Origin of the sequence: Desulfobulbus oralis (assembly GCF_002952055.1) — a bacterium.
Lineage (GTDB): Bacteria > Desulfobacterota > Desulfobulbia > Desulfobulbales > Desulfobulbaceae > Desulfobulbus > Desulfobulbus oralis.
Genome location: NZ_CP021255.1, coordinates 1,009,819 through 1,033,461 on the forward strand (window position 1 = coordinate 1,009,819; position 23,643 = coordinate 1,033,461).

22 protein-coding genes are annotated in these 23,643 nt (G+C 60.8%); 20 read left to right on the top strand and 2 right to left on the bottom strand.

Translation table 11 applies throughout. The features are described 5' to 3' along the window. Positions 1–224: 224 nt before the first annotated feature. On the top strand, positions 225–1,109 hold the full coding sequence (locus CAY53_RS04460) for a uracil-DNA glycosylase (RefSeq protein ID WP_181040422.1): 885 nt from the start codon (positions 225–227) through the stop codon (positions 1,107–1,109). A gap of 9 nt (positions 1,110–1,118) precedes the next feature. Here the strand turns inward: CAY53_RS04460 and CAY53_RS04465 are convergent, their stop codons facing one another. Further along, positions 1,119–1,313 carry a hypothetical protein gene (locus CAY53_RS04465; RefSeq protein WP_104936111.1) on the bottom strand — a complete coding sequence of 65 codons (195 nt, stop codon included), beginning with the start codon at positions 1,311–1,313 and terminating at the stop codon, positions 1,119–1,121. A gap of 211 nt (positions 1,314–1,524) precedes the next feature. Here CAY53_RS04465 and CAY53_RS04475 point away from each other — a divergent pair, with 211 nt between their 5' ends. The 11 genes from CAY53_RS04475 to CAY53_RS04525 all read left to right on the top strand — a co-directional run bounded on the left by CAY53_RS04475 (position 1,525) and on the right by CAY53_RS04525 (position 14,846). Continuing rightward, on the top strand, positions 1,525–2,964 hold the full coding sequence (locus tag CAY53_RS04475) for a diadenylate cyclase (protein ID WP_104936113.1): 1,440 nt from the start codon (positions 1,525–1,527) through the stop codon (positions 2,962–2,964). 1 nt (position 2,965) lies between these two features. After that, positions 2,966–4,789 (top strand): DNA primase, encoded by a 1,824-nt coding sequence (gene dnaG / locus CAY53_RS04480; protein WP_104936114.1) that lies wholly within the window; start codon positions 2,966–2,968, stop codon positions 4,787–4,789. 127 nt (positions 4,790–4,916) lie between these two features. Next, complete coding sequence (locus CAY53_RS04485; RefSeq protein ID WP_245874885.1) at positions 4,917–6,455, top strand: sigma-70 family RNA polymerase sigma factor; 1,539 nt, start codon at positions 4,917–4,919, stop codon at positions 6,453–6,455. 27 nt (positions 6,456–6,482) lie between these two features. Beyond that, entirely contained in the window at positions 6,483–7,583 is a 1,101-nt protein-coding gene (gene dprA / locus CAY53_RS04490) for a DNA-processing protein DprA (RefSeq protein WP_219842725.1), read from the top strand. Positions 7,584–7,634: 51 nt separating this feature from the next. Beyond that, positions 7,635–8,324: a ribulose-phosphate 3-epimerase gene (rpe, locus tag CAY53_RS04495; protein ID WP_104937436.1), complete on the top strand. Its 690-nt coding sequence runs from the start codon at positions 7,635–7,637 to the stop codon at positions 8,322–8,324. Next, positions 8,314–9,939, top strand: coding sequence for a glucose-6-phosphate isomerase (locus tag CAY53_RS04500; protein ID WP_104936115.1), 1,626 nt, complete (start codon positions 8,314–8,316; stop codon positions 9,937–9,939). The genes rpe and CAY53_RS04500 overlap by 11 nt, the downstream gene beginning before the upstream one ends. 176 nt (positions 9,940–10,115) lie before the next feature. Continuing rightward, positions 10,116–11,402, top strand: a complete 1,287-nt coding sequence (gene dsrA / locus CAY53_RS04505) for a dissimilatory-type sulfite reductase subunit alpha (protein ID WP_104936116.1) — start codon at positions 10,116–10,118, stop codon at positions 11,400–11,402. Between the two features lie 49 nt (positions 11,403–11,451). Next, positions 11,452–12,591 carry a dissimilatory-type sulfite reductase subunit beta gene (dsrB, locus tag CAY53_RS04510; RefSeq protein WP_104936117.1) on the top strand — a complete coding sequence of 380 codons (1,140 nt, stop codon included), beginning with the start codon at positions 11,452–11,454 and terminating at the stop codon, positions 12,589–12,591. Between the two features lie 85 nt (positions 12,592–12,676). After that, entirely contained in the window at positions 12,677–12,913 is a 237-nt protein-coding gene (locus CAY53_RS04515; RefSeq protein ID WP_104936118.1) for a dissimilatory sulfite reductase D family protein, read from the top strand. 86 nt (positions 12,914–12,999) lie between these two features. Next, a complete protein-coding gene (locus CAY53_RS04520) occupies positions 13,000–13,746 on the top strand; it encodes a biotin--[acetyl-CoA-carboxylase] ligase (protein ID WP_181040423.1) in 747 nt (248 codons plus the stop codon). Positions 13,747–13,874: 128 nt separating this feature from the next. After that, on the top strand, positions 13,875–14,846 hold the full coding sequence (locus CAY53_RS04525) for a KpsF/GutQ family sugar-phosphate isomerase (RefSeq protein WP_104936120.1): 972 nt from the start codon (positions 13,875–13,877) through the stop codon (positions 14,844–14,846). A gap of 2 nt (positions 14,847–14,848) precedes the next feature. Here the strand turns inward: CAY53_RS04525 and CAY53_RS04530 are convergent, their stop codons facing one another. Continuing rightward, complete coding sequence (locus tag CAY53_RS04530; protein ID WP_146106394.1) at positions 14,849–17,275, bottom strand: hypothetical protein; 2,427 nt, start codon at positions 17,273–17,275, stop codon at positions 14,849–14,851. A 416-nt stretch (positions 17,276–17,691) separates the two neighbouring features. Here CAY53_RS04530 and groES point away from each other — a divergent pair, with 416 nt between their 5' ends. From groES to atpE, 8 genes are all read left to right on the top strand, one after another. Beyond that, positions 17,692–17,982: a co-chaperone GroES gene (gene groES / locus CAY53_RS04540; RefSeq protein ID WP_104936123.1), complete on the top strand. Its 291-nt coding sequence runs from the start codon at positions 17,692–17,694 to the stop codon at positions 17,980–17,982. A 33-nt stretch (positions 17,983–18,015) separates the two neighbouring features. Further along, entirely contained in the window at positions 18,016–19,668 is a 1,653-nt protein-coding gene (gene groL, locus CAY53_RS04545; protein ID WP_104936124.1) for a chaperonin GroEL, read from the top strand. A gap of 213 nt (positions 19,669–19,881) precedes the next feature. Continuing rightward, positions 19,882–20,379: a rubrerythrin family protein gene (locus CAY53_RS04550; protein ID WP_104936125.1), complete on the top strand. Its 498-nt coding sequence runs from the start codon at positions 19,882–19,884 to the stop codon at positions 20,377–20,379. Positions 20,380–20,533: 154 nt separating this feature from the next. Then, a complete protein-coding gene (hemL, locus tag CAY53_RS04555; RefSeq protein WP_104936126.1) occupies positions 20,534–21,832 on the top strand; it encodes a glutamate-1-semialdehyde 2,1-aminomutase in 1,299 nt (432 codons plus the stop codon). Positions 21,833–21,907: 75 nt separating this feature from the next. Further along, positions 21,908–22,138, top strand: coding sequence for an AtpZ/AtpI family protein (locus tag CAY53_RS04560; protein WP_017865556.1), 231 nt, complete (start codon positions 21,908–21,910; stop codon positions 22,136–22,138). Between the two features lie 19 nt (positions 22,139–22,157). After that, positions 22,158–22,547 carry an ATP synthase subunit I gene (locus CAY53_RS04565; RefSeq protein WP_181040424.1) on the top strand — a complete coding sequence of 130 codons (390 nt, stop codon included), beginning with the start codon at positions 22,158–22,160 and terminating at the stop codon, positions 22,545–22,547. 9 nt (positions 22,548–22,556) lie between these two features. After that, complete coding sequence (atpB, locus tag CAY53_RS04570; protein WP_104936127.1) at positions 22,557–23,279, top strand: F0F1 ATP synthase subunit A; 723 nt, start codon at positions 22,557–22,559, stop codon at positions 23,277–23,279. 69 nt (positions 23,280–23,348) lie between these two features. Further along, on the top strand, positions 23,349–23,609 hold the full coding sequence (atpE, locus tag CAY53_RS04575; RefSeq protein ID WP_017865559.1) for an ATP synthase F0 subunit C: 261 nt from the start codon (positions 23,349–23,351) through the stop codon (positions 23,607–23,609). The last annotated feature ends 34 nt before the right edge of the window (positions 23,610–23,643 follow it).

The following is a 23,643-nucleotide window of genomic DNA, read 5'->3' on the forward strand; positions in this document are numbered from 1 at the left end:
TCTGCCCCGCCGCAGCCGGGGCGGACAGGCCTTTCCCGCCGACAGCTCTGGTTCGTCGCTACTTCGAAGGTGGGTACGCAGGAGCGGCATGGGTATTGGTCGATGGGCATGGCAATATGGGGCAAGAGCTTCGCTGAAGGCGGGAGCGCCTTTTTCCGGGGCTGCACAGTAAACACGTGGGCTGGGGCGTCAATGTCTGGGGCCGGCTTGTTTTGGGGGCTGTGGTGAAGCCTTTTGCCGAAACAGCGGAGAATCAACTGCGGACAGCGGAGCTGCGGGCCCTGGCCCGGGCGCTCCGCGCACGACTCCTGCTGCATCGGGACTGCGGCATTGTCGAATACCCTGTCGTGGCCCCGCTGCGGCTCGGGCCAAAGGCGCAGACCTGCCCCGATCCGGGTATGATGGGTGCCCCTGGCGCGACGCTGCGTTCGCCTGGGCTGCCGGCCGGCAAGACGGGGCCCCCGAAGGGGCCACAGCCCGGAGCATGGGCTTGTGGGCCGGAACAACAGGCTGTTGTCCCCGAACAACTGCGCGGGCTGCAGGCCGAAGTGCTGGCCTGCCGGCGCTGCCCCCTGGCCGCGGCCCGTCGCGTGCCGGGGCAGGGCAGGGTCGGCGCGGCCTTCATGGTGGTGGGTGATTTCGCCGTTTTGCCACCGCAGGGGCAACAGGAGCAGCCCCTGTGCTTCGGCCTGGAAGAGGACGTCATGCTCTGGAATATGATGGGCAATGTCCTGCACCTGGGGCCGGAGAGCGTGTATGTCAGCAACGTGCTCAAGTGTCCGCCTGCGCCGGGGCAGGCGCCGGCTGACCTCTGCCTGCAGCAGTGCCGGGCCCATTTGCTGGCGGAAATCGCGTTGCTGCGGCCCGCGCTCATCTGCGCCATGGGCGAGCTGGCGGCGCGGACGCTGCTGGCGACGAAGGAACCGGTGGCGCGTCTGCGTGGCGGCCGGGCCCATGCCCTGAAAATTGGCGACGGGGCCATGAGCGCCTTGCCGGTCATGGTAACCTATCATCCCCGTTTTCTTTTGCAGCAGCCGCTCCTGAAACGGGCGGCGCTGGAAGATCTGCAGGCCATGCAGGCCCGTCTGCAGCGCGGCGGCCGGCGCTGAGCGGGCCGCTCAGCCCCCGGTTTTGCCGGTGACGAAGAGCTCGAAGAGCTTTTCAAAGACAAAGGGGATGGCCGAGGCCTGGGCATTGGCCGAGCTGGCGTAGGCCTTGGTCAGCTCGAAGGCGCGTTCGAAGCATTCCTCGAATTCGGACTGGGTGCCCTTGCGCAAAATTTCGGTCAGTTTCTGGGCGACTTGTTCTTCCATGGCGGCTCCTGCTGATGAAGAATGTGTGCATCCAGCCTACCACGCCGGGAGCCTTGGCGTCAGCGTTTTTCCGTCAGGGGAACGCGGCGCTGCACGGTCAGCGGCAAATCCCCTGCCGGCCGGGGGCAGCCCGAGCGGGGGGCTCATACGGCCTTTGCAGAGAGTATTCGAAGGACAGGGCCGGCATGCCAGCCGGCAAGGAGGCCAGCATATGACGGACCAGGAGCAGCATTCCTTTTTGCGGCGCTGCGTCAGCGACATTCTAAACGGCCTTGCCGGCGGTTTTACCCGCTTTTCCGGCCCCAGCCGGGCTGCGGCACTGGTGGCGCCCACCCCGGAAAGCCCTCTCTATGTCTGTGACCCCCAGCGGCTGCTCCGGGGCCACGAACCCATCTTCAGACAGCTTTTTCTGGACAATGAGGACTGGCGGCACCGTAACCTGGATGTGCTGCGCGGCCGGAGATTCATCGATGTGCTGCCCCTGCCCGATCCGGATCTCTCCGGCCTTTTGGCGAGCGGCGCCTCGTCCGGACCGGTTTTTTTCCAGTACTGGTTTACCGAAGAGCATCCGAATCTCTGCTCGACCGGCCCCAGCAAATGCTGGCTGGAGCACGCCATCTGGCGGCTCACCAACGACCTGGCCAGCGGCGATGGGAATTTTACCGGCATTTCCGGTGATTTCCTGAAGGAATACGCCACCCACGCAGTGCGCGACTACATCATCGACCGTATGAACGCGCTGGTGGGCTGGGACACGCCGCTGCGCATCTATCCGGTGCTGGACGCGGTGCTGATGCTCTCCGAAACCCGGGAAGAAGGCTCCTGGCCCGAAGGCGAACTGCTCTTCATCGACCCGCGGCGGGAGCCGGATCTCGAATACCTGATCCGCTTTGACGAGGCGGCCCGGCCCCGGCTCGTGCACTACCGTTATGTGCGCAAGATGCTGCAATGTGTGGAGAAGGCGGCCCGTTTTCTGGTGAGCGACGGCCAGTCGGTGCTGGGCATCTGCGGCGGCGCCCGGCCGCATTTTTCCGTCAGCGCCGAATTTCTGGGCCACCGGGGTTTTATCCGGATCAATAAAGACAAAGTGTGCAGCTTTGCGGAAGGGCGTTTCTCCTCCATCAACTATCGGCCTACCCTGGTGCAGCTTGAGGAGCTGCTGCTGGAATGCGACCTCGATCCGGGCCGCCGTTTTTTCCTGTTCCGCATCGTGACCGGCATGGTCTACCATGCCCAGCGCCAGAAGCACGGCTGCACCCTGGTGCTGGACTTGAACGAAAAGCCCGAGAAAATCACCGGCTATGTGCTGAATCCGCCCCTGCCCCTGGCCAAGCCGGCCATGCTCCATATGGCCAAGTCCCTGGCCAAGGTGGACGGCGCCCTGCACATCGGCGCGGATTTGCATCTGCACGGCTTTGCCAGTCTTTTGGACGGCCAGGCCTTTGGCGGAGAAAACCGGGCCCGGGGGGCGCGCTACAATTCGGCCCTGCGGTACAGCCGCGAGCATCCGAACGTGGTCGTGGTGGTGGTGTCGGCCGATATGCCGGTCTCCGTGCTCTACCGGGGCAGGGACCGCTCCGAGGACGAGTGGCGACGCCAGCCGCAGGCGGGTTCCTATCCGCTGGTGCCGCTTGCCGACTGGGTGGCCTGAGATGCCCTTTGCAGCGCGGGATGCGGTCAAAGATGCGGTGCGCGAGGCTGCCGATATAGTGGAGGTCATTGGCGAGCACGTGGCTCTCAGGCGTTCCGGCGCGCGCTACATGGGCCTGTGCCCTTTCCACGGCGAGAAGACGCCGTCCTTTTCGGTGAACCCGCAGGAGCAGCTTTTTTACTGTTTCGGCTGCGGCGCCAGGGGCGACGTCTTTTCCTTTGTCATGCAGCACGAGCACGTGGATTTTCCCGAGGCCCTGAAGATGCTGGCAGCCCGCTACCACATCACGCTGCCGGACAGGCAGTTGAGCGATGCCGAAAGGGCACGGCTGAAGGAACGGGATCGGCTCTATGCGGTTTATGAGGCGGCCACGCGCTGCTACGAAAAGGCCCTGTGGGATGCCGGACTGGGGGCGCCGGGCCGCGGGTACCTGGAGGCTCGGGGGGTGCCGGCCGAGGCGGCCAGGCAGTACCGTCTGGGCTACGCGCCGACCCCGGAGATTGCCGGCTGGGACTGGCTCACGCAGATGTTGAGCGGGACGGAGGGGCCGCACTTCGACCGGGAACTGCTCGTGCAGGCCGGGCTTGCGGCGGTGAATAAAAGCGGCAGGCTCTATGACCGCTTCCGCGGCCGGGTGCTGTTTCCGCTCGTCGACACGGGCGGCCGGGTGACGGCCTTTGGCGGGCGCCTCTTGGGCGAGGGCCAGCCCAAGTACATGAATTCACCGGAGAGTCCGATTTTCAGCAAGAGCCGCCAGCTCTTCGGCCTCTATCCGCATCGGGAAGCCATCAGGAAGGCTAGGCGCGCGCTGGTGGTCGAGGGCAATTTCGATCTGCTGTCCCTGGCCATTCACGGCGTGGGCAATGTGGTGGCGCCGCTGGGCACGGCGCTGACCAGAGATCATGTGCACGCGCTCGCTCACTACTGCGACGAGGTGGTTTTGCTCTTTGATGCCGATATTGCGGGCTCCAGGGCCGCCATGCGGAGCATCCCCTTCTTTCTGGAGGAAGGGCTGGCCGCGCGGGTGGCGCTCCTGCCCCAAGGCCATGATCCGGACAGCTATGTGCGGGAGCAGGGCAGGGCGGCCATTGACGCGCTGGTGGAGAGCGCCTTGCCGCTCGCGGAATTTTTTCTGGATGCGCTGATCGCCAGACACGGCCTGAGTTTGGGCGGCAAGGCGCAGATCGTGCAGGAACTGAAGCCGCTCATTCGTTCGGCCCGCAAACAGGAGCAGCGGGAACTCATGGTCGCCCACTTTGCCGGCAGGCTGGGCCTGTCCACAGACTATTTCCGGGGCGGCGCCGTCCCGCCCGGGCCCGAGGCGCCTCCCTCTCCGGAGGAAACGTGCGAAACGGCCGCGCCTGAGCAGCCCCTGATCTGCCCCTTGCGCCGGCTTTCCCGGCAGGAAAACCAGGTGCTGGATTTCCTCCTCTTCTGGCCGGAATACTGTCAGCCGCTTGCCGATGCCGGCCTGGCGGGAGTCCTGCGCAGCCCGGCTCTGGTGCACCTGCTGGAGCTGATGCTGGCCCATGGCGCGGCCACGGCTTCGGCGCCGGAGTATCTGCTGGCTGCACCGCTTGAAGCGGACGAACGCGCCTATATCGCCGAGCGTCTGGGGCAGCCGCCGGCCTTTGTCGGTGGGGATGCGGCCGCCGAGGCCAGGACCATGTTCGGGCAGCTCATGCAGTGGATAGGGCAGCAGCAAAGGCTGCAGGAGAGCGCCCGTTTGCAGCGGGCGCTGGAGGCGGCGGAACAGCGGGGGGACAGCCGGGGCGCCCTGGAGCTGCTGCGCGCCAGGCGGCAAAGCGACCGGGGTGGGCCCTGATTCTTGGGGAAAAGCCGGGTGCAGGCTTGCAATCTACTGAAAATCATGTAATTTTTTGTATCTGTTTGTAAAGGCCTCTGTGCAGAGGGGGCGGATACGGCCATTTTGCTGAGAAGAGAGAAAGACGGTGGATCTGGAAACACAGCATTCGGAAGGACAAAACCGTTGTGGGGCAGCTTCCTGTTGGGATGGGAGAGAACGCCGCCGTTCCCCGTACGACCGGCGTCTGGGCGGGGACAGGCGTCAGGGGGACCGGCGCGGCCTGGGCAGCGACGACGATCCCATGAACCTCTACCTGCGGGATATGGGGAATCTGCAACTTTTGAGCCACGAGGAAGAATTGGGTCTGGCCCGCATAATGGAGGACGGGGAGCGCCGTATTCAGAACGCCGTGCTCCGCCTGACACTGGGCATGAGCGCGCTTGATGATCTGGCGGCTGACCTGAAACGGGGTACGGTACGGATCACAGCCATTCTGAAAGGTCTGCCCGAGCAGGAAGGCGAGGAAACCGCGCAGGCACAGGCCGAGCTGCTGGAGCGCATTGCCGATGCGGGACACTTGGCCCGGCGTCGCAGCGGTCTTTTTGCCGAGTTGGGTCAGGTGGCCTTGGAGAGTGATGAGGGCCGGCGGCTCGCCCGGGAAATTCTGGGGTGCGGCCAGGACATCTCGGCCCTGTTTGCCCCATACCGTTTTCGCGCCCAGGGGCTGCTCTCCGTGGCCGATGCGGTCAGGGAAATCGGGCAGAAGTTCGCCAAAGTCCGGGTTGCGGCCCAGCAGCGGGAACTGCTCAAGGCGGCGGGCAGGCCGGGCGAGGCCCCGCCCGACCCGGAGGCGCTGGACCGGCGGATCAGCTATGAGCTGGCCGGCACTTTGGGCGTGAGCTGGCCGGTCTTCGAGAGCCTGCAGCAGGAGGTGGAGACCGGCCGCACCACGGCCAAACAGGCAAAAGATACGCTGGTGCAGGCCAATCTGCGTCTGGTGGTTTCGGTGGCGCGCAAGTACGTGCAGCGCGGTCTGCCCCTGACCGATCTGATTCAGGAAGGCAACATGGGCCTGCTCAAGGCGGTGGAGCGCTACGACTATTCCCGGGGCTTCCGCTTTTCCACCTATGCCACCTGGTGGATCCGGCAGGCCATTCACCGGGCCGTGGCGGATCATGGCCGCACCATCCGGCTGCCGGTGCATGTGCTGGAGATGATCAACCGCATGTTCCGCAGCTCGAGGGAATTCCAGCAGGAAGAGCAGCGGGAGCCCACGGTGCAGGAGCTGGCGGAGAAGATGGGGCAGCCGCTGGAATCCGTGTCGTCCACCCTGAAAATTGCGCAGGACGCCATTTCCCTGGATGCGCCGGTGGACGATGAGGAAAGCGCCATGCTGGGTGATTTCATCGAAAGCCACGCCTATCCGGACCCGCAGGACATTTCCATGGAGGAAAGCCTGAAGCGCTGTCTGGCCCGGGTGATGCACACCCTGACACCCCGGGAAGAGCAGGTGCTTCGCATGCGCTACGGCATTGAGCTGGAAACCGACTATACGCTGGAAGAGGTGGGGCGCTGTTTCCGGGTGACCCGTGAGCGTATCCGCCAGATAGAAGTGCAGGCGCTGAACAAGCTCCGACATCCATCCCGAAGCAGTGCATTGCAGGAATCGTATTTTGCAGGGTAGGGCCAGGGGGCTGCAGGTGCTGCCGCCATGATCTGCGAGGATGCGGAATCGTGGCTCACCCTGCAGTTTCTGCCGGGCTTGGGGCCGGGCCGTATTGCCCGGCTTCTGGCCCATTGGGGCCGGGCAGAGGAGATTCTGGAGCACCGGGCCGAGGCGGCGCGCCTGCCGGGCCTTGCCCGGATTTTGGACGACGACAGCGCTCTGAACGCCGCCCGTGACCAGGCCCGGCGTGAGCTGGAGCGCATAGCCCGTCAGGACATTTCGCTCATTTCCTGCGTCAGCGGGCACTATCCTTGGGCACTGCGGGAAATTGCGGACAGGCCGGTTTTGCTGTACGTACAGGGCGAGGTCGCCCTGCTTGCCCAGCCGATGCTGGCCATTATCGGCGCCCGCAGCGCCAGCGGATACGGCCTGCGCACCGCCAGGCGCTTTGCGGCGGCCGCGGCGGAGCGCGGGCTGGCCGTGGTGTCCGGCGCGGCCTATGGCATAGATGCGGCTGCGCACCAGGGCGCTTTGCAGGTTGGCGGCAAAACCGTGGCCGTGCTGGGCTGCGGCGTGGATGTGGCCTACCCGGCCGCGCATCGCGGACTGCTGCGCGACATCGCCCAGAGTGGCGCGGTGGTCTCCGAATTTCCTCTGGGCACCAGGCCCGAGGCCTTTCGTTTCCCCATCCGTAACCGCATTATCAGCGGCCTGTCCCGGGCGGTGCTGGTCGTTGAGGCCGGCGAAAAATCCGGCTCGCTCATCACTGCCCGGCTGGCCCTGGATCAGGGCAGGGAGGTGCTGGCCATTCCGGGCAGCATTGATTCTTTAAAGAGCAGCGGCGCCCACTGGCTGATTCAGCAGGGTGCCACGCTGATTCAGCGGGTTGAGGATGTGTTCGAGGCCATGGCCTGGTCGGTTCCAGCGGGTACGAACGACAAGGGGGGCCCCTCTCCCGAGGTCCCGCTTGCACCGGAGGAACGGCAGGTTCTGCAGGCCCTTGACGCCTATCCTGCCGATATTGACCGAATCGCCCAGCAATGCGGTCTGGCGCTTACGGCGCTGCAACCGCTGCTGCTTGCCTTGGAATTGCGGGGATTGGTGCGGCGCCTGCCTGGCCAGCTCTATGAGCGGGTGCGGCCATGACCCGGTTTCCCTTCAACCGCTGAGGTGCCAGATATGGCCGAGATGCCGGCAATGCGACGAGTTATGATTGCGCCTTCCATCCTGTCCGCGGATTTCGCCCGCCTGGGCGAGGAGCTGCGTGCAGTGGAGCGGGCCGGTGCGGACTGCATCCATATCGACGTCATGGACGGGCATTTTGTGCCCAACCTGACCATTGGCCCCCTGGTGGTGGCCGCCCTGCGCAAGGTGACCGGACTGCCGCTTGACGTGCATCTGATGATCGAGCATCCGGACAGATACGTGCCGGACTTCATCAGGGCCGGAGCCGACTGGATCAGCGTGCACGTGGAGAGCTGTCCGCATCTGCACCGCAGCCTTGGCCTGATCCGGGAGGCGGGTGCAAAGACGGGCGTGGTGCTCAATCCGGCCACGCCGCTCTGCGCGCTGGATCATGTGCTGGAGATGGTGGATTTTGTCATGTTGATGACCGTGAATCCGGGTTTTGGCGGCCAGTCCTTTATTGGGGCCATGCTGCCGAAGATTGTGTCCCTCAGGGAACGGCTGGATGCGGTGAATCCGGCTGCCGGCATCGAGGTGGACGGTGGCATCGGGCCGGCAACCATTGCGGCGGCCGCGGCGGCAGGCGCAAATATTTTTGTTGCAGGATCGGCGATCTACGGTCAAAATTCCTATGAAGAGGCGATTCGCGCCATGCAGAACAGCATTCGCTTGCAGGCAGGAGGTCCCAGCTATGCCGTATAAAGATTTTTCCTCCCTGAGTGCGGCCACGCGGCTTTTAGAACTGGCCAGAAAGCCTTTCGATCTGAGCCGGGCCGGCGCGCTGTCCCCGCAACGTATCCGGGATTACAGAAGCAGTGCCTGCGGTTTTGACCTGCTCTACGCCACCGAACGGCTGGATGAGCCGGTTTTGGACGCCCTGCAGGCGCTCGCGGACGAGGCCGGGCTGATCGAGCAGTTCATGGCCATGAAAAGGGGCGCCCCGATGAATCGGATCGAGGGCTATGCCTGTGAAAACCGGCAGGTTTTGCACACCGCCAGCCGGGATCTGTTTTCTGCCCAGCCCTATGCGCCCGAGGCCACGGCCAGAGCCAAAAGGGAATTGGAGAAGCTGCGCCATTTTCTGGACAAAGTGGCGGCCGGCGACATTGTGAACGAGCGGGGCGAGAGCCTGGGCACGCTCGTGCAGGTGGGGATTGGCGGTTCGGATCTGGGGCCACGGGCACTGTCCCAGGCCCTGAGCGCCTTTGCCCTGCCCGGGCGGGAGGCCCGTTTCATCGCCAATGTGGATCCCGACGATGCGGCGGCCGTGCTGTCCGGGCTGGATTTGAACCGGAGTCTGGTCGTGGTGGTGTCCAAAAGCGGCACCACGCTGGAAACCCTGACCAACGAGGAGCTGATGCGCGCGGCACTGGCCAGGGCTGGCCTGGACCCGGCAAGGCACATGCTGGCCGTCACCGGCGAGGGCAGCCCCATGGACGATTCCAGCCGCTATCTCGCCTCCTTCTACATGTACGACTATATCGGTGGTCGCTATTCCGCCACCTCCATGGTGGGGGCCGTGACCCTGGGCTTCACGCTGGGCTTCGAGGCGCTGCTGGCCTTTCTCCGGGGTGCCTGGGAGATGGATCTGGCTGCCGAATCCCCCGATATCCGGAACAATCTGCCGCTGCTGCTGGCTCTGATCGGCATCTGGAACCGCAATTTTCTGGGTTATCCGAGCTGTGCCATCCTGCCCTACAGCCAGGCGCTGGCCCGCTTCCCGGCCCATCTGCAGCAGTGCGACATGGAGAGCAACGGCAAGTCGGTGACCCGGCAGGGGAACATGGTGACCTGGCAGACCGGGCCGGTCATCTGGGGCGAGCCCGGCACCAATGGCCAGCACGCCTTTTACCAGCTCATGCACCAGGGCACCGAGATCGTTCCTGCTGAATTCATCGGCTTTCGCAGGAGCCAGCGCGACCTGGACATCATGGTTTCCGGTACCACATCCCAGCAGAAGCTGGTGGCCAACATGCTGGCCCAGTCGCTCGCCCTGGCCAGGGGCAGGGACGATGACAACCCGGCCAGACGTTTCCCCGGCAACCGGCCCAATCTGGTGCTGCTCGCGGACCAACTGACCCCATACCAGATGGGAGCGCTGCTGGCGCTCTACGAGCACCGCATCGCCTTTCAGGGCTTTTCGTGGAACATCAATTCCTTTGACCAGGAAGGCGTGCAACTGGGCAAGGTGCTGGCGAAAAAGCTCCTGCAGCACATGGCGGAGGGCGATGCCCGGTCGGGGAATAGTCCAGCCGGGACGAGCCCGGAGGAGGCGCTTTTGGCGCTTGCCGGAATGCTGGGTCGGGACAGGCCGTAACCTGCCTGTTTTTCCGCCATTTTCACGATCTTATTTTTGGTTGACAAAGAATTTGCGGACGGATATGCTCACGTGGCGACTACGCTCTCACAGGAGATTGTTGTCATTTTGCCTGTCAAGCAGGCTGAGACTATAAGGTCTCTCTTTAACACCCACTTTTTTGAGGAGGAAAACTGATGGCAAAGCACCAAACGCCCCTGTTGGACGAGCTGGAAAAAGGCCCATGGCCGAGCTTCGTGACCGCTTTGAAACAGCAGGCTGAGACCAAGCCGGAATGCTGGGACCTTCTTGGCCAGCTTGAGCTCTCCTACAAAGACCGTATTACCCACTGGAAACATGGCGGTATTGTTGGTGTATTCGGTTATGGTGGTGGTGTTGTCGGCCGGTATTCGGATCGACCGGATCTGTTCCCGGGCGTGGAGCATTTCCATACCATGCGTGTCAACCAGCCGTCAGGCATGTACTACAGCACCCAGCATCTGCGTGCCATGATGGATCTGTGGGAAAAATACGGTTCCGGTGTCACCAATATGCACGGTTCCACCGGCGACATGATCCTTTTGGGCTGCCGCACCGAGAGTCTGGAACTCATGTTCCATGATATGACACACCAGTTGAATCAGGATCTGGGCGGCTCCGGCTCCAACCTGCGTACCCCGTCCTGCTGCCTGGGCGAGTCCCGCTGCGAGTGGGCCTGCTATGATACCCAGGAAGTCTGCCACACCCTGACCCAGAAGTATCAGGACGAACTCCATCGCCCGGCTTTCCCCTACAAGTTCAAATTCAAATTTTCCGGCTGCCCGAACGACTGCGTCGCCGCCATTGCCCGCTGCGATTTTGCCGTTATCGGCACCTGGAAAGACGATATCCGCATTGACCAGGATGCGGTCAAGAAGTATATCGCCTGCGATCCGGCCTATCCGGCCGACGGCGGTGCGCACAAGGGCCGTGACTGGGGCAAGTTCGATATCCAGAAAGAGGTCATCAATCTGTGCCCGACCCACTGCATGAAGATGGATGGCGACAAACTGGTGATCGACAACTCCGAGTGCAACCGCTGCATGCACTGCATCAATGTCATGCCCCGCGCCCTGCGGCCCGGCCTGGAAAAGGGCGCGACCATCTCCATCGGTGCCAAGGCCCCGATTCTGGAAGGTGCCCAGTTTGCCACCTTGGTTGTGCCTTTTGTCAAAGTTTCCAAGGATGACGACTATGAAACGCTGACCGAGTACATCGAGAAGATTTGGGACTGGTGGATGGAGGTCGGGAAAAACCGTGAGCGCGTGGGCGAGACCATGCAGCGCGTCGGTTTGCCCACCTTCCTGAAGGTCATGGAAATCGAGCCCCTGCCGCAGCACGTCAAGGAGCCTCGTTCCAATCCCTACATCTTCTGGCGTGAAGAGGAAGTGCCGGGCGGCTGGGAGCGCGACATTGTCGAGTTCCGCAAGCGCCATGCGGCCTGATGTCCAGCGTACACTCCATTCATTGAGATAGATATCCAAGGAGACAAATATGGCTTACAATCCGAAGAACCCAATGGAAGACCGCATCTCCGACATCGGCCCCCGCCACTATGGGGAGTTCCTGCCGCCGGTGATCAAAGAGAACAAGGGCAAATGGCTCTATCACGAAATTCTGGAGCCGGGCGTACTGGTGCACGTTGCCGAGGGCGGGGCCAAGGTCTTTACCGTCCGTTGCGGTTCCCCCCGTTTGCTGACCATCAACGGGATTCGTGACATCTGTGATGTTGCCGACAAGCACTGCGACGGTTTTGTTCGCTTTACCACCCGCAACAACATCGAGTTCATGGTCGATTCCGAGGACAAGGTCGCCGCTCTGAAGGCCACCCTCAAGACCTATGGCAACCAGTTCCCGGTCGGCGGTACCGGGGCCAGCATCAGCAATATCGTGCACACCCAGGGCTGGGTTCACTGCCATACCCCCGCGACCGACGCCTCCGGCCCGGTCAAGGCGGTTATGGATGACCTGTTCGAGTATTTTGGCACGATGAGCCTGCCGGCGCATATCCGCATCGCCTTGGCCTGCTGCCTGAACATGTGCGGCGCTGTTCATGCCTCCGACATTGCCATGCTGGGCATCCACCGCAAGCCGCCGATGATCGACAACGAGCGCATCACCGGTGTCTGCGAGCTGCCGCTGGCCATCGCCGCCTGCCCGCTGGGCGCGGTCAAGCCCGCCAAGGTCGAAGTCCGTGGCGAAGAAGTTAAGAGCGTCAAGGTCAATGCCGAGCGCTGCATGTTCTGCGGTAACTGCTACACCATGTGCCCGGCCATGCCTCTGGCTGATCCCGAGGGTGACGGCATCGCCATCCTGGTGGGCGGCAAGGTCTCCAACTCCAAGTCCGAACCGAAATTCTCCAAGCTGGTTGTGCCTTGGCTGCCGAACAACACGCCGCGTTGGCCCGAAGTGGTTTCAACCATTCGCAAGATTGTCGAGGCCTATGCCAAGGATGCCCACAAGTATGAGCGTCTGGGCGAATGGGCCGAGCGGATCGGTTGGGAGAAGTTCTTTGAAAAGACCGGTCTGCCCTTTACCGAAAAGTCCATCGACGACTACCGTCTGGCATACAACACGTGGCGTACGTCGACGCTGTTCAAGTACACAACCCACACAGAGGCATACACCAAGTGAGTCGCTTGGCTGTTTACCGGTCAGCTCTCTGCAAAGGGAGCTGACCGGATTGTGTTTGATCCCCTTTTTTGCAGGAGAGTGCTCCATGGCATTAAGTGTTGAAGATTTGAAAAAGGCCATTATCGAGAAGGCCTCGAAGGCTCCGAAACCGCAGCTCTACATCAAGGATTTCTATGACTGTGATCCTGATGCCAAGCCCCGCGATATCAAGAAAGTGGCGAACCAGTTGGTGACAGAGGGCGAGCTGATGTTCTGGTCCTCCGGTTCTACGACCATGTACGCTCGTCCTGACCGCATTAAGAACGAAGAGAAGAATATCTAAGTTCTTTCTCGTAGGGTGTTTTTTTATGGAGCAGAGATCGTGGCTGATCTCTGCTTTTTTGTTGGCGCAAAATGCGCCCCTGGGTCATGAGACAAATCCACTATTACCCCCAGCTTGACTCGACCAGCCGCGTGGCCAAAGACCTGCTCCAACAGGGGGCAGCCGCAGGCACTGTTGTCCTAGCCGCCCAGCAGAGCGCAGGCCGCGGGCAGTATGACAGAACCTTTGCCTCTCCGCCCGGGGGGCTGTATTTTTCCCTGATTTTGTATCCGGAAATTCAGGCACAGGAAGCGGCCATGGTGACCCTTGCCGCAGGACTGGGCTGCCGCGACGCTCTTGGTGCCCAATGCGGGCTCAGCCCCCAAATCAAGTGGCCCAATGACCTGTACTGCGCGGGCAGAAAGATAGCCGGCATCCTGACCGAGTACTGTCTGCCCGCGATGGGGCGGCGGGAGGCGGCGGTGGTGATCGGTGCGGGATTGAATGTCAACAGCAGCTCAGGCGATTTCCCCGAAGAACTGCGACCTCTGCTCGGCACAGTGCGGGATCTGACCGGTGCTGCCATTCATGACATGGGAACTCTTTTGGAGGCTTGCGCGGCGTGTATCGAGCGCCGCGTGGCACAGCTCCTGTGGGACCGCAGCTCCTTTCTTGCAGAGTGGCAAAAGGCGGATTACCTTCTGGGCCGCCGTATTCGACACCTGTTGAAGGAGCAGGTACTGGCCACCGGCATCGGCCGGGGGATCAATTACAGTGGACGCTACCTGCTGGAGCAGGATGACGGCAGCACAGGAGCCGTGCTGGCTGGACAGCTCAGAGCATTGGAAGGGTGATGGCGCCCTTTGGTCGGGCTCGGGTCGAATGGAAAAACAGTCGCTTTCCGCCATGGGAAGCGCGAAAAGGCGGCTCGGATTGCTGAAGGCGGGCATTTCGCCCGGCGACCGGGCTGTGGAGAAGAGTGATGAGCGTTTCCGAAGCAAAGAAAGTGCTGGATATTGAAGTCGAGGGCCTCAGGGCGGTGCGTGACCGCCTTGGCCCGGAGTTTGAGCAGGCCGTTGACCTGATTATGGCCAGCCCGACCAAGCTGGTCGTGACCGGCATCGGCAAATCCGGCCTGGTGGGGCAGAAGATCGCCGCGACCCTGAATTCGACCGGCACGCCTGCCCTGTTTTTGCACCCGGTGGAAGCCATGCACGGTGACCTGGGCCTGGTGGCCCCGACCGATGTCGTACTGGCGCTGTCCTATTCCGGCGAGACCTGCGAGCTCAATCAGATGCTGCACAGTGTGCAGCAGCGGCAGGCGCCCATTATCGCCTTGTGCGGCCGCCCGGAGTCCTCCCTTGGGCAGTTGGCCCAGGTGGTGTTGAACAGTGCCGTGCCGCGTGAGGCCTGCCCGCTGGGTCTGGCGCCCACCACCTCAACCACAGCCATGCTGGCCATAGGCGATGCGCTCGCCGTGGTGCTGCTGCAGCGGAAGCATTTCAGGGCCGAGGACTTTCGCCGCAACCATCCGGGCGGTAGTTTGGGTGCCCGGCTGAAGGTGGCAATCCGGGATGTCATGCTGAGCGGCGACAGTGTGCCGCAGGTCAGACAGGAGGCCACCCTGCAGGAGGCTCTGGCCGAGTTGAACGCCAAGAGCCTGGGTGCGGTCTTCGTGACCGGCCGGCAGGGGGAGCTGGTTGGCATTGTGACAGACGGCGATCTTCGCCGGGCGCTTTCAGGAGGCCAGGCCTTTGACTCGCTGACCTTGGACCAGGTGATGACTGTCAGGCCGCAGACCGTGTACAGCGATCTGCTGGCAGCAGACGCTCTGAGCCTCATGCAGCGGCACGAAATTACGGTACTGGCAGTCCTCAATCGGGAGGGCCACTTTCTGGGCATGGTGCATCTGCACAGCCTGCTTGGCAAAGGCGAATTCCGCTTTCTCGTATAGCCTCAGTTTCTGATCGGTGTCCACTGACCGCTGCGTTCGTCGTAGGCGAAGAGTACCGCCAGTTTGGAGGCCCGCCCCCCGCTGCTGTCCATGCAGCTGAGTTCATAGATCTGCCGTGCGCCTTCCCGGCGCAGGAAGGTGGCCTTGAGCGAAGCCAGGTCTTTTTCAGGGATGTTGGGAAAGCTGCTGCGAAAATAGGCGGCGCCCCGCGCCTCCAAAGCCTTGCCCAGATTGGCCTGACCCGAATGCTGCCGGTGCTGGGCAAGCTGGCCTTCGAGCCTGCGCTGCAGCTCGACCACCTCGGGGCTCTGATCATAATGGCCGCTGTTGAGCCGGGAAAGCGCTGCATTTTCCAGACGAAGCGCAGAGGCCCAATCCCGCCTGCCTGCGGCGCGGGACGCCTCTCTGAGCGCCTGATTGGCAAAGGCCACATCTCGGGTGCGCTCGACCTGATGCAGCAAGTCGGCCAGACTCTGCCGTATTTCGGGGGGGCTGTTATCCGCAAGACTGATGGCCTGCTGATACAGCGCCGCCGCTTCCTTCCATTGCCGCCTTTCAAAGGCCTGTTTCGCTTTCGGGAGCATTTCATATATCTGCAACTGCACATGGGTGGCATCGATCAGGATGCTGTCTTCCCTGCTGATGTCCTGGCTCGTGGCCTGCATCTGCCTGGCCTGCTGCAGATACGAACGGGCGCTGTCCAGCCGGTTTTTGCTCATGGCCTCGGCAGCCTGCCCCAAAGTCCGGCGCAGCCTGAAACCGCTGCGTCGTTTTTGTACAATGGGTGCATATTCTGCCGTAATGGCCGCAGATTCGGCCGCAGATTCCCGTAGTCTGGTTTCCGCCTCACGGTACAGATCGTCTGCGTTGTCCCAGTTGTTCTGTTTTTCCGCCTGCGCGGCCTGCTTCAACAGCAGGCCCACGCTCGTCTTTTTGACGATGGCGTCAAGGCGTTTTTGTTCGTCGCCCAGAACAGGGTAAGCCGAGATATAGTTCAGAGCCTGGCTGTAGGAGCGTATGGCCTCATCATCCTGACCGTTTGCCAGCTGCTGCGCTGCAGCCTGCTCCATTCTGGCCATTTCCCCCAAGGCCATGGCCGTGTCCCTGTCCACATAGTTGCCCTTGTACTTGACCCGGCTCCTGTGCGTACTTTCAACCAGGGCCGGCTCAGCGAGCATTTTGTTGATCTTCTTTTTCAGGCCGCCTTTTCTGAACCAGAGCACAGTCAGTCCGGGCATGTTGTCCCGGACGTTTTCCAGAACCTCTTTCGCGTTTGCGTACTGCTTTTGGTCTATATAGTTTTGACCATCCTGAATACGCCTGTTGATCATGCTCAGCGTGGATTGGTCGCTCATGGCCAGGGTAAAAATCCAGAAAGCAACGACCACCCCCAGGGCACCCAGGAGGATGCGCCTGAGCGGAAAGTCTTCGGGCAGCCAGGCCATTTTTTGCTTTGGTATCGGGGGGCCGCTTTCTCCACTTGCCTGGGTATGCTCATGAGTGGCGCCCTTGGCTGCCGCGCTCTCCTGTTCGCTCAGGGCATCTGTGAGAGAAGCGGTAATAAATGAGGACTGCTGCAGGCGCTGGGCAAGGGCCTGGGCATCGGGGTGATCCGGAATACGCGCCAGAATGGCCTGGGCATACTCCACCGCCTTGCCGTAGTTGCCCGCATCCTCCTGCTTTTTGGCCATGGCAAAGAGCTTTTTTGTCTCCTGCTTGGCTTTTTTTACCTTTTCTTCGGCTTCGTCCCGTTCGGGAAACCACAGGCTGGGGGGCAGCTCATTCAGGCGTTTGCCCAGAATGTAGAGCTGGTTTTGTGCCAGCAGGTCGCGTATTTCCTGAATCTGGTCCTGATACTTCCCCGGATCTTCCTCAGGAATTTCCTCGTCCATGCCAAACGCAGGATTGAAATCGTCTTCCTCCAGCATGCCGAGCAGGCTTTCCTGCTCTTTGTTGCTCTTGGCCGGACTGTCCAGGGGCAGGTCTTTTTTGTGCTCGTCGTACCACTCGGTAGCATCGGGATTGACCGGATTTTCCACCTTGTAAATGCGGCCGGTGATCAGGCTGGCCAGATAAATCACCAGGTCCGGCAGAGAGGGCTGTCTGGCCCACTGGGCGGCAATGGCAAAGCTGTCGTCGTCCTCATTGAGTGCCGGGTGATACATCGGGCTGAGCGCCTCGACCTTGGGTGCATTCTGCGGGAAACCCAGGGGCAGGGTAATCAGAATGCGGTGTTTCCGCCCCACACTGATGCCGTCTTCATCAGGCACGTACGCCCGCATGTTGAATTCAAGCTCGTATTTTCGAGGCGGCTCCCCACGGGTGCCGGCAAGGGCAATATTGGCATACTGCTTCAGAAAGTTTATGAGTTTGTCGCGCTCACTGTTGAGGTAACCGCTTTCTGTAACGAGCTCGGGGGCGTTTGCCATGATCCGCATCCAGAATGAAGTTCGGAGATTGTGGTCAGCACAGGCCAAGTTTGTGGCTCATGCCCCAATATTGGGGCCTGGGACACAGATAGACAAATTTTATACAAATCTGATGGAAATACAACAGAAAGGCTGCGCAGGGACTGGCAAGGCACTGGAAGCTCGCCTGTTTCTGCCACTGGCCGTGGACAGCATTCCGCTCTGCCGGGGACAGACCCGTCTTTGCCCGCGCCGGGCCTGCCGGAGCCAATGTTTTTTTCCGGGTTACCCTTGATTTTTGAGGAAGCTGGCCTACTGTTGAGCCCGTCTGGACAAAACCGGCAGAATCCTTCGATTTCAGCGGAGGATGCAGTTTTGGCATTTTTTAGTGAAAAATTTTTTCAAATCCACACCAACCAAGTTCAAAGGAGAAATTCATGAAGATTCGTCCACTGAATGACCGGGTTCTGGTCAAGAGACTGGAGAGTGAAGAAAGAAGCGCGGGTGGCATCATTATCCCCGATTCTGCCAAGGAAAAGCCGGCCCAGGGCCAGGTCGTCGCGGTTGGCCCCGGCAAGCTGAACGAGGCCGGTCAGCGTGTGGCCCTCAACGTCAAGGCGGGCGACAAGGTTCTCTTCTCCAAGTATGGCGGCACCGAGGTCAAGCTGGATGGCGAGGATTTCCTGATCATGCGCGAGGACGATGTCCTGGGCGTTGTTGAAGGCTGAAATAATTATCCGATTTTAAAAAGGAGCAATATCATGGGTGCAAAGGAATTGAAATACGGTGACAAGGCCCGGGAGAAGATGCTGAACGGCGTCAATACCTTGGCCAATGCGGTCAAGGTGACCCTTGGTCCCAAGGGGCGCAACGTGCTGATCGAGAAATCCTTTGGCGCGCCGGTCATCACCAAGGATGGCGTGACGGTTGCCAAGGAAATCGAAGTCAAGGACAAGTTCGAGAACATGGGTGCGCAGATGGTGCGTGAGGTCGCGTCCAAGACCTCCGATGTTGCCGGCGACGGCACCACCACCGCCACTGTCCTGGCCCAGTCCATCTTCCGCGAAGGCGTCAAACTGGTCGCCGCCGGCGCCAGCCCGATGGAAATCAAACGCGGTATTGACGCGAGCGTTGTCGCGGTGGTTGCCGAGCTGAAGAAGATCGCAAGCCCCACCAAGGAGCAGAAGGAAATCGCCCAGGTCGGCACCATTTCCGCCAACAACGACGAGACCATCGGCAACATCATCGCCGAGGCCATGGACAAGGTCGGCAAAGAAGGCGTCATTACGGTGGAAGAGGCCAAGTCCATGGAAACCTCCCTGGATGTGGTGGAAGGCATGCAGTTCGATCGCGGCTACCTGTCTCCGTACTTTGTCACCGATCCGGAGCGGATGGAAGTGAGCATGGACAACCCGCTGATCCTGATCAACGAGAAAAAAGTCTCCAATATGAAGGATCTGCTGCCCATTCTCGAATCTGTCGCCAAGATGGGCAAGCCGCTTTTGATCATTGCCGAGGATGTTGACGGCGAGGCACTGGCCACGCTGGTGGTGAACAAGCTGCGCGGCACTCTGCAGATCGCGGCGGTCAAGGCCCCTGGTTTTGGCGACCGGCGCAAGGCCATGCTGCAGGATATCGCCACCCTGACCGGTGGCCAGGTGATTACCGAAGACCTCGGCATCAAGCTGGAGAATGTGACCATCAACGATTTGGGTACGGCCAAGCGGGTTACCGTGGACAAGGACAATACCACCATCATCGACGGCGCTGGCGACAAGGAAAAACTGAACGCCCGTGTCAAGCAGATTCGCGCCCAGATTGAGGACACCACCTCCGATTATGACCGGGAAAAGCTGCAGGAGCGTTTGGCCAAGCTGATCGGTGGCGTGGCAGTCATCAATGTCGGTGCCGCCACCGAGGTCGAGATGAAGGAGAAAAAGGCCCGCGTCGAGGATGCCCTGAATGCCACCCGCGCTGCAGTTGAGGAGGGCGTGGTCCCTGGCGGCGGCGTGGCCTACCTGCGTTGCCTCAAGGTGCTGGATGATCTCAAGCTTGCCGGCGAGCAGGAGCTTGGCAAAAATATCATTCGTCGCGCGCTGGAAGAGCCGATTCGTCAGATCGCCGCCAACGCAGGTCGCGAGGGTTCGGTCATTGTCGAGCATGTCAAGACTCTGGAAGGCCCGAATGGCTTCAATGCGACGACGGAAGAGTACAGTGATCTGATTAAAGCCGGTGTTATTGATCCGGCCAAGGTTACGCGTTCTGCCCTGCAGAATGCCGCTTCCGTATCCGGGTTGCTGCTGACCACCGAGTGCATGATCGGCGATATGCCCGAGGAGGACAAAGGCGCTGGTGCGGCTGGCATGCCTGCTGGTGGCATGGGCGGCATGGGTGGTATGGGCGGCATGATGTAAGCCCTGATGGCTGCTTGAAAGTGTCAAGTCCCTTTCCTCGTTGCGAGGAAAGGGACTTTTTTTGTGATGGGCGGTGGGCGGCAGAATTTGATAATTAATATTAGGTGATTATTTTTCGCATTAACACCTTGCAATCGACCGAATTCCGCTTATACTAGGCAGACAATGCTGCATCTGTTGCCGCACTCCAATTAAAAATACCAAGGAGCACCTATGAACACTGTTGACAATCTGAAGGAAGCTTTTGCTGGAGAGAGTCAGGCCAACCAGAAGTATCGCGCCTTTGCCAAGCGGGCGGAGAAGGATGGCTTCAAAAATATCGCCAAACTGTTCCGCACCACGGCCGAGGCCGAGCGCATCCACGCTGAAGGTCATCTCAAGGCGCTGGACATGATCGCCAGCACTGCGGAGAATTTGCAGGGCGCCATTGATGGCGAGACCTTTGAATTCAGCAAGATGTACCCGCCCATGCTGGAGCAGGCCAATGCCGAGGGGCACAAGGCCAAGACCATGTTCCGCTTCGCGCTGGATGCTGAGGCTGTGCATGCCGACATCTACAAAAAGGCCCTGGAAGCTGTGAAAAAAGGCGTTGACCTGGATGTGAGCGAGTTTTTCCTCTGCCCGGTTTGCGGGTATATAGAGCTGGGCAAAGCCCCGGACAACTGCCCGGTTTGTGGGGCGAAAGGCAGCACCTTTGTGCAGGTTGCCTGAACGCGGGCCCACCGCCTTGCGCAGAGCCCGGTCTCCCTTCGGGGAGACCGGGTTTTTTGTTGTCGTTTTGCGGCTCCGAATATTTGACAGGCCTGCGGGCAACAGGTATAGATGACACTGCCTTTTGGCTGAAATTCGACCGTAGGAGGCCGCCTTGAATACTGCCAATTCCGTCCGGCTTTTTGCAAAAGCGCGGGCTTCGATTCCCGGCGGCGTCAACTCGCCGGTACGGGCCTGTCGTGCTGTGGGATGTGATCCGCTCTTTGTGCAGAAGGCAGCGGGTTGCCTGATCACTGATGTGGATGGCAACACCTTTATTGATATGGTCAGCTCCTGGGGGCCATTGATTTTGGGGCATGCCCATCCGGAGGTGGTGGCGGCCATCCGCCGCACCGCCGCCTTGGGGACCAGCTTTGGCGCACCCTCCCCTCTGGAGGTGGAACTGGCCGAGTTGCTTTGCAGCGCCCTGCCTTCGCTTGATATGGTTCGCTTCGTCAATTCCGGAACTGAAGCCACCATGAGCGCCATCCGTCTGGCCCGTGCCCATACCGGCCGCAATATTGTGGTCAAATTTGATGGCTGCTATCATGGCCATGCCGATTCCTTTCTGGTCAGGGCCGGCTCCGGGCTGATTACCCTGGGTATTCCCGGCAGCCCCGGCGTGCCGGACGACATCGTTAAAAACACCGTATCGATTCCCTACAACGATATTCCGACCTTTAAGGCGACGCTTGGGGAGCGGGGCGGTGAGATCGCCTGCGTCATTGTGGAGCCGGTAGCCGGCAACATGGGCGTGGTTTTGCCGGAACCCGGCTTTCTGGAGACCTTGCGCACCGAAACGGCGGCCCGGGGCATTGTGCTCATCTTTGATGAAGTCATTACCGGTTTTCGTCTGGCCTATGGTGGTGCCCAGACCCGTTTCGGCATTGAACCGGATCTGACCACCCTGGGCAAGATCATCGGCGGCGGCTTGCCGGTTGCGGCCTATGGCGGCAAACAAGCGCTGATGAACAAGGTCGCGCCCGAAGGTCCGGTATATCAGGCCGGCACCCTGTCGGGCAATCCGCTGGCCATGGCCGCCGGCATCACCATGCTGAAGCTCCTGCACGAGCCCGGCTTTTACGAGGAGCTGGAGGCAAAAGCCAATCGCCTGGCAGACGGGCTGGCAGAGCGTGCGCAGGCTGCCGGTGTGCCTCTTACCCTGAATCGTATCGGCTCCATGATGACCTGCTTTTTCTCCAGGGGCCCGGTGCGGGATTACAACTCGGCCATGACGGCCAATACCGACATGTACGCTCGCCACTACCGCAGCATGCTCGCGGACGGCATCTGGCTCGGGCCTTCGCAGTTCGAGGCTTTTTTCCTCTCGGCAGCCCACGAAGAGAGGCATCTGCAGAAAATTCTGGATGCTGCCGAGCGCTCGTTCAGGAACTTGATGCATGTAATCAAATAAATATTGCGTTTGCCGGGTGGGCGTGCTACCTCTACCGCCAGTAGGGACTCGCCAAAAGTCTTGCCGGGGGAAATCGTGTCCGAAGAGCGCCAGGAAATCGTGCATCAACTGAGTGTATACGGGAATGTGGGCCTGACCTTCGTGGCTGCGGTACTGCTTGGTTTCGGTGCCGGATGGGCGGCCGACAACAGGCTTTTTGCCGGCGGGACAGCCCCGTGGCTGACCTTGGCCGGACTGGCAGTGGGTATTGCGGCCGGCTTTCGCTCCCTCTGGGCATTGACCAGAACTGTGCGCAATGACCGGTAATGATGAATGTGCAATCCTGGTGCAGCGTATTTTGCTGCTTGCCGTCACGCTGGCCCTGGTGATCGCCGGGGTCGGCTGGTTTTTTGTCAGTGCCGGTTTTGCCCTGTCGGTCACAATAGGGGCGGCTCTGGCCTGCGGCAGTTTTTTTCTGCTCCAGCGCGACGTGCGACGCCTGATGGAACACGTGGCTGCCACAGCGGGCAGCGCTGGTGGGATGCTGCCCAAGGTGGGCTTTTTTGTGAAGGCGCTGGGCCGTTTTGTCATTTTGGCTCTCGTGCTTTTTACGGTGGCAAACAAAATCAACATTCAGCCCCTTGGGCTTGTTCTGGGACTGGTCACTATCATGGTCAGCACGGTGGTGCTTGGTCTGTTGCGGAAACGAGAACGGCTTTCTGGCATTTCTGACTGAGGAGAAATCATGGAGCATCCAATACTGTTCATTTCTCTGGTGCTGCAGGCCCTTGGTCTGCCGGTTCCCCACACGGTCGTGGGTCATAGCTTTATTGAGCAGCTCTGCACGCCCTACATGACCTATACCTGGTTTGTCATGGCCTTTCTGGTCATGGTGTCATGCATGACCCTGGGCAAGATGGAGCTGGTGCCGGGCAGCGGTCAGAACTTCTGGGAAGTGATCATCGGCGGTCTGATGGGCATGCTGGAGGAAAATCTGGGTGAAAAGGGCGCCAAAATGCTGTTCCCGATGATGGCAACCTTTTTCCTCTATATTCTGACCTCCAATATGATCGGTCTGATCCCCGGCTTCACCTCGCCGACCGCCAATCTGAACATAACCTTGGCGATGACCATCGTGGTCTGGCTCACCCATCATTACCTCGGCTTTAAATATCACGGGCTGCACTATTACAGGCACTTCATGGGCCCCAACAAATGGCTGGCCCCGCTCATGTTCGTGCTGGAGGTCGTCGGTAACCTCGCCCGGCTGGTTTCACTCTCCATGCGTCTTTTCGGCAATATCTTCGCCAAGGAAGTCCTGCTGAGCGTACTCTTCATGCTGGCGGGCGCCTTTTTTGCCCCCCTGCCCATCCTCATGCTGGGCGTTTTGGTGTCGGTGATCCAGGCCGTGGTGTTCGTGCTGCTGTCCACTATATACTGTGCGGGCTCCATGGCGCCCGCCCACTGATATTGCTTTTACGTCCGTCCGACGGAGAAGAAGGCCACTTATCTACACTCATTACTGGAGGAATTTGCAATGAACACGATTAGTCTCGCCCTGATTTGCATTGGTGCAGCCCTGAGCATCGGCATCGCCGGTTTTGGCGCTGGCATCGGCATGGGCAATGGTCTGCGCGGCGCCTGCGAAGGTGTGGCTCGGAATCCTGATGCCAAGGGCGCCATCACCACCACCATGATCATCGGTATGGCTCTGTGCGAGTCCATCGCCATCTACGGCTTGGTTATTGCCTTTATCCTGCTCTATGCCAATCCCTTTGCCTCTGCTCTGGGCCTGTAAGAGCAGTTGACTCGTACTCTCCAGGGCTGCAGCC

Bases quoted from the DNA above. Each gene is read 5' to 3' on its own strand.
- CAY53_RS04525 (WP_104936120.1), top strand. From the start codon at position 13,875: ATGAGCGTTTCCGAAGCAAAGAAAGTGCTGGATATTGAAGTCGAGGGC.
- dsrA (WP_104936116.1), top strand. From the start codon at position 10,116: ATGGCAAAGCACCAAACGCCCCTGTTGGACGAGCTGGAAAAAGGCCCA.
- dprA (WP_219842725.1), top strand. From the start codon at position 6,483: ATGATCTGCGAGGATGCGGAATCGTGGCTCACCCTGCAGTTTCTGCCG.
- atpE (WP_017865559.1), top strand. From the start codon at position 23,349: ATGAACACGATTAGTCTCGCCCTGATTTGCATTGGTGCAGCCCTGAGC.
- CAY53_RS04500 (WP_104936115.1), top strand. From the start codon at position 8,314: ATGCCGTATAAAGATTTTTCCTCCCTGAGTGCGGCCACGCGGCTTTTA.
- atpB (WP_104936127.1), top strand. From the start codon at position 22,557: ATGGAGCATCCAATACTGTTCATTTCTCTGGTGCTGCAGGCCCTTGGT.
- CAY53_RS04530 (WP_146106394.1), bottom strand. From the start codon at position 17,275: ATGGCAAACGCCCCCGAGCTCGTTACAGAAAGCGGTTACCTCAACAGT.
- CAY53_RS04465 (WP_104936111.1), bottom strand. From the start codon at position 1,313: ATGGAAGAACAAGTCGCCCAGAAACTGACCGAAATTTTGCGCAAGGGC.
- CAY53_RS04515 (WP_104936118.1), top strand. From the start codon at position 12,677: ATGGCATTAAGTGTTGAAGATTTGAAAAAGGCCATTATCGAGAAGGCC.
- groL (WP_104936124.1), top strand. From the start codon at position 18,016: ATGGGTGCAAAGGAATTGAAATACGGTGACAAGGCCCGGGAGAAGATG.
- groES (WP_104936123.1), top strand. From the start codon at position 17,692: ATGAAGATTCGTCCACTGAATGACCGGGTTCTGGTCAAGAGACTGGAG.
- CAY53_RS04475 (WP_104936113.1), top strand. From the start codon at position 1,525: ATGACGGACCAGGAGCAGCATTCCTTTTTGCGGCGCTGCGTCAGCGAC.
- CAY53_RS04550 (WP_104936125.1), top strand. From the start codon at position 19,882: ATGAACACTGTTGACAATCTGAAGGAAGCTTTTGCTGGAGAGAGTCAG.
- dnaG (WP_104936114.1), top strand. From the start codon at position 2,966: ATGCCCTTTGCAGCGCGGGATGCGGTCAAAGATGCGGTGCGCGAGGCT.
- CAY53_RS04520 (WP_181040423.1), top strand. From the start codon at position 13,000: ATGAGACAAATCCACTATTACCCCCAGCTTGACTCGACCAGCCGCGTG.
- rpe (WP_104937436.1), top strand. From the start codon at position 7,635: ATGCGACGAGTTATGATTGCGCCTTCCATCCTGTCCGCGGATTTCGCC.
- dsrB (WP_104936117.1), top strand. From the start codon at position 11,452: ATGGCTTACAATCCGAAGAACCCAATGGAAGACCGCATCTCCGACATC.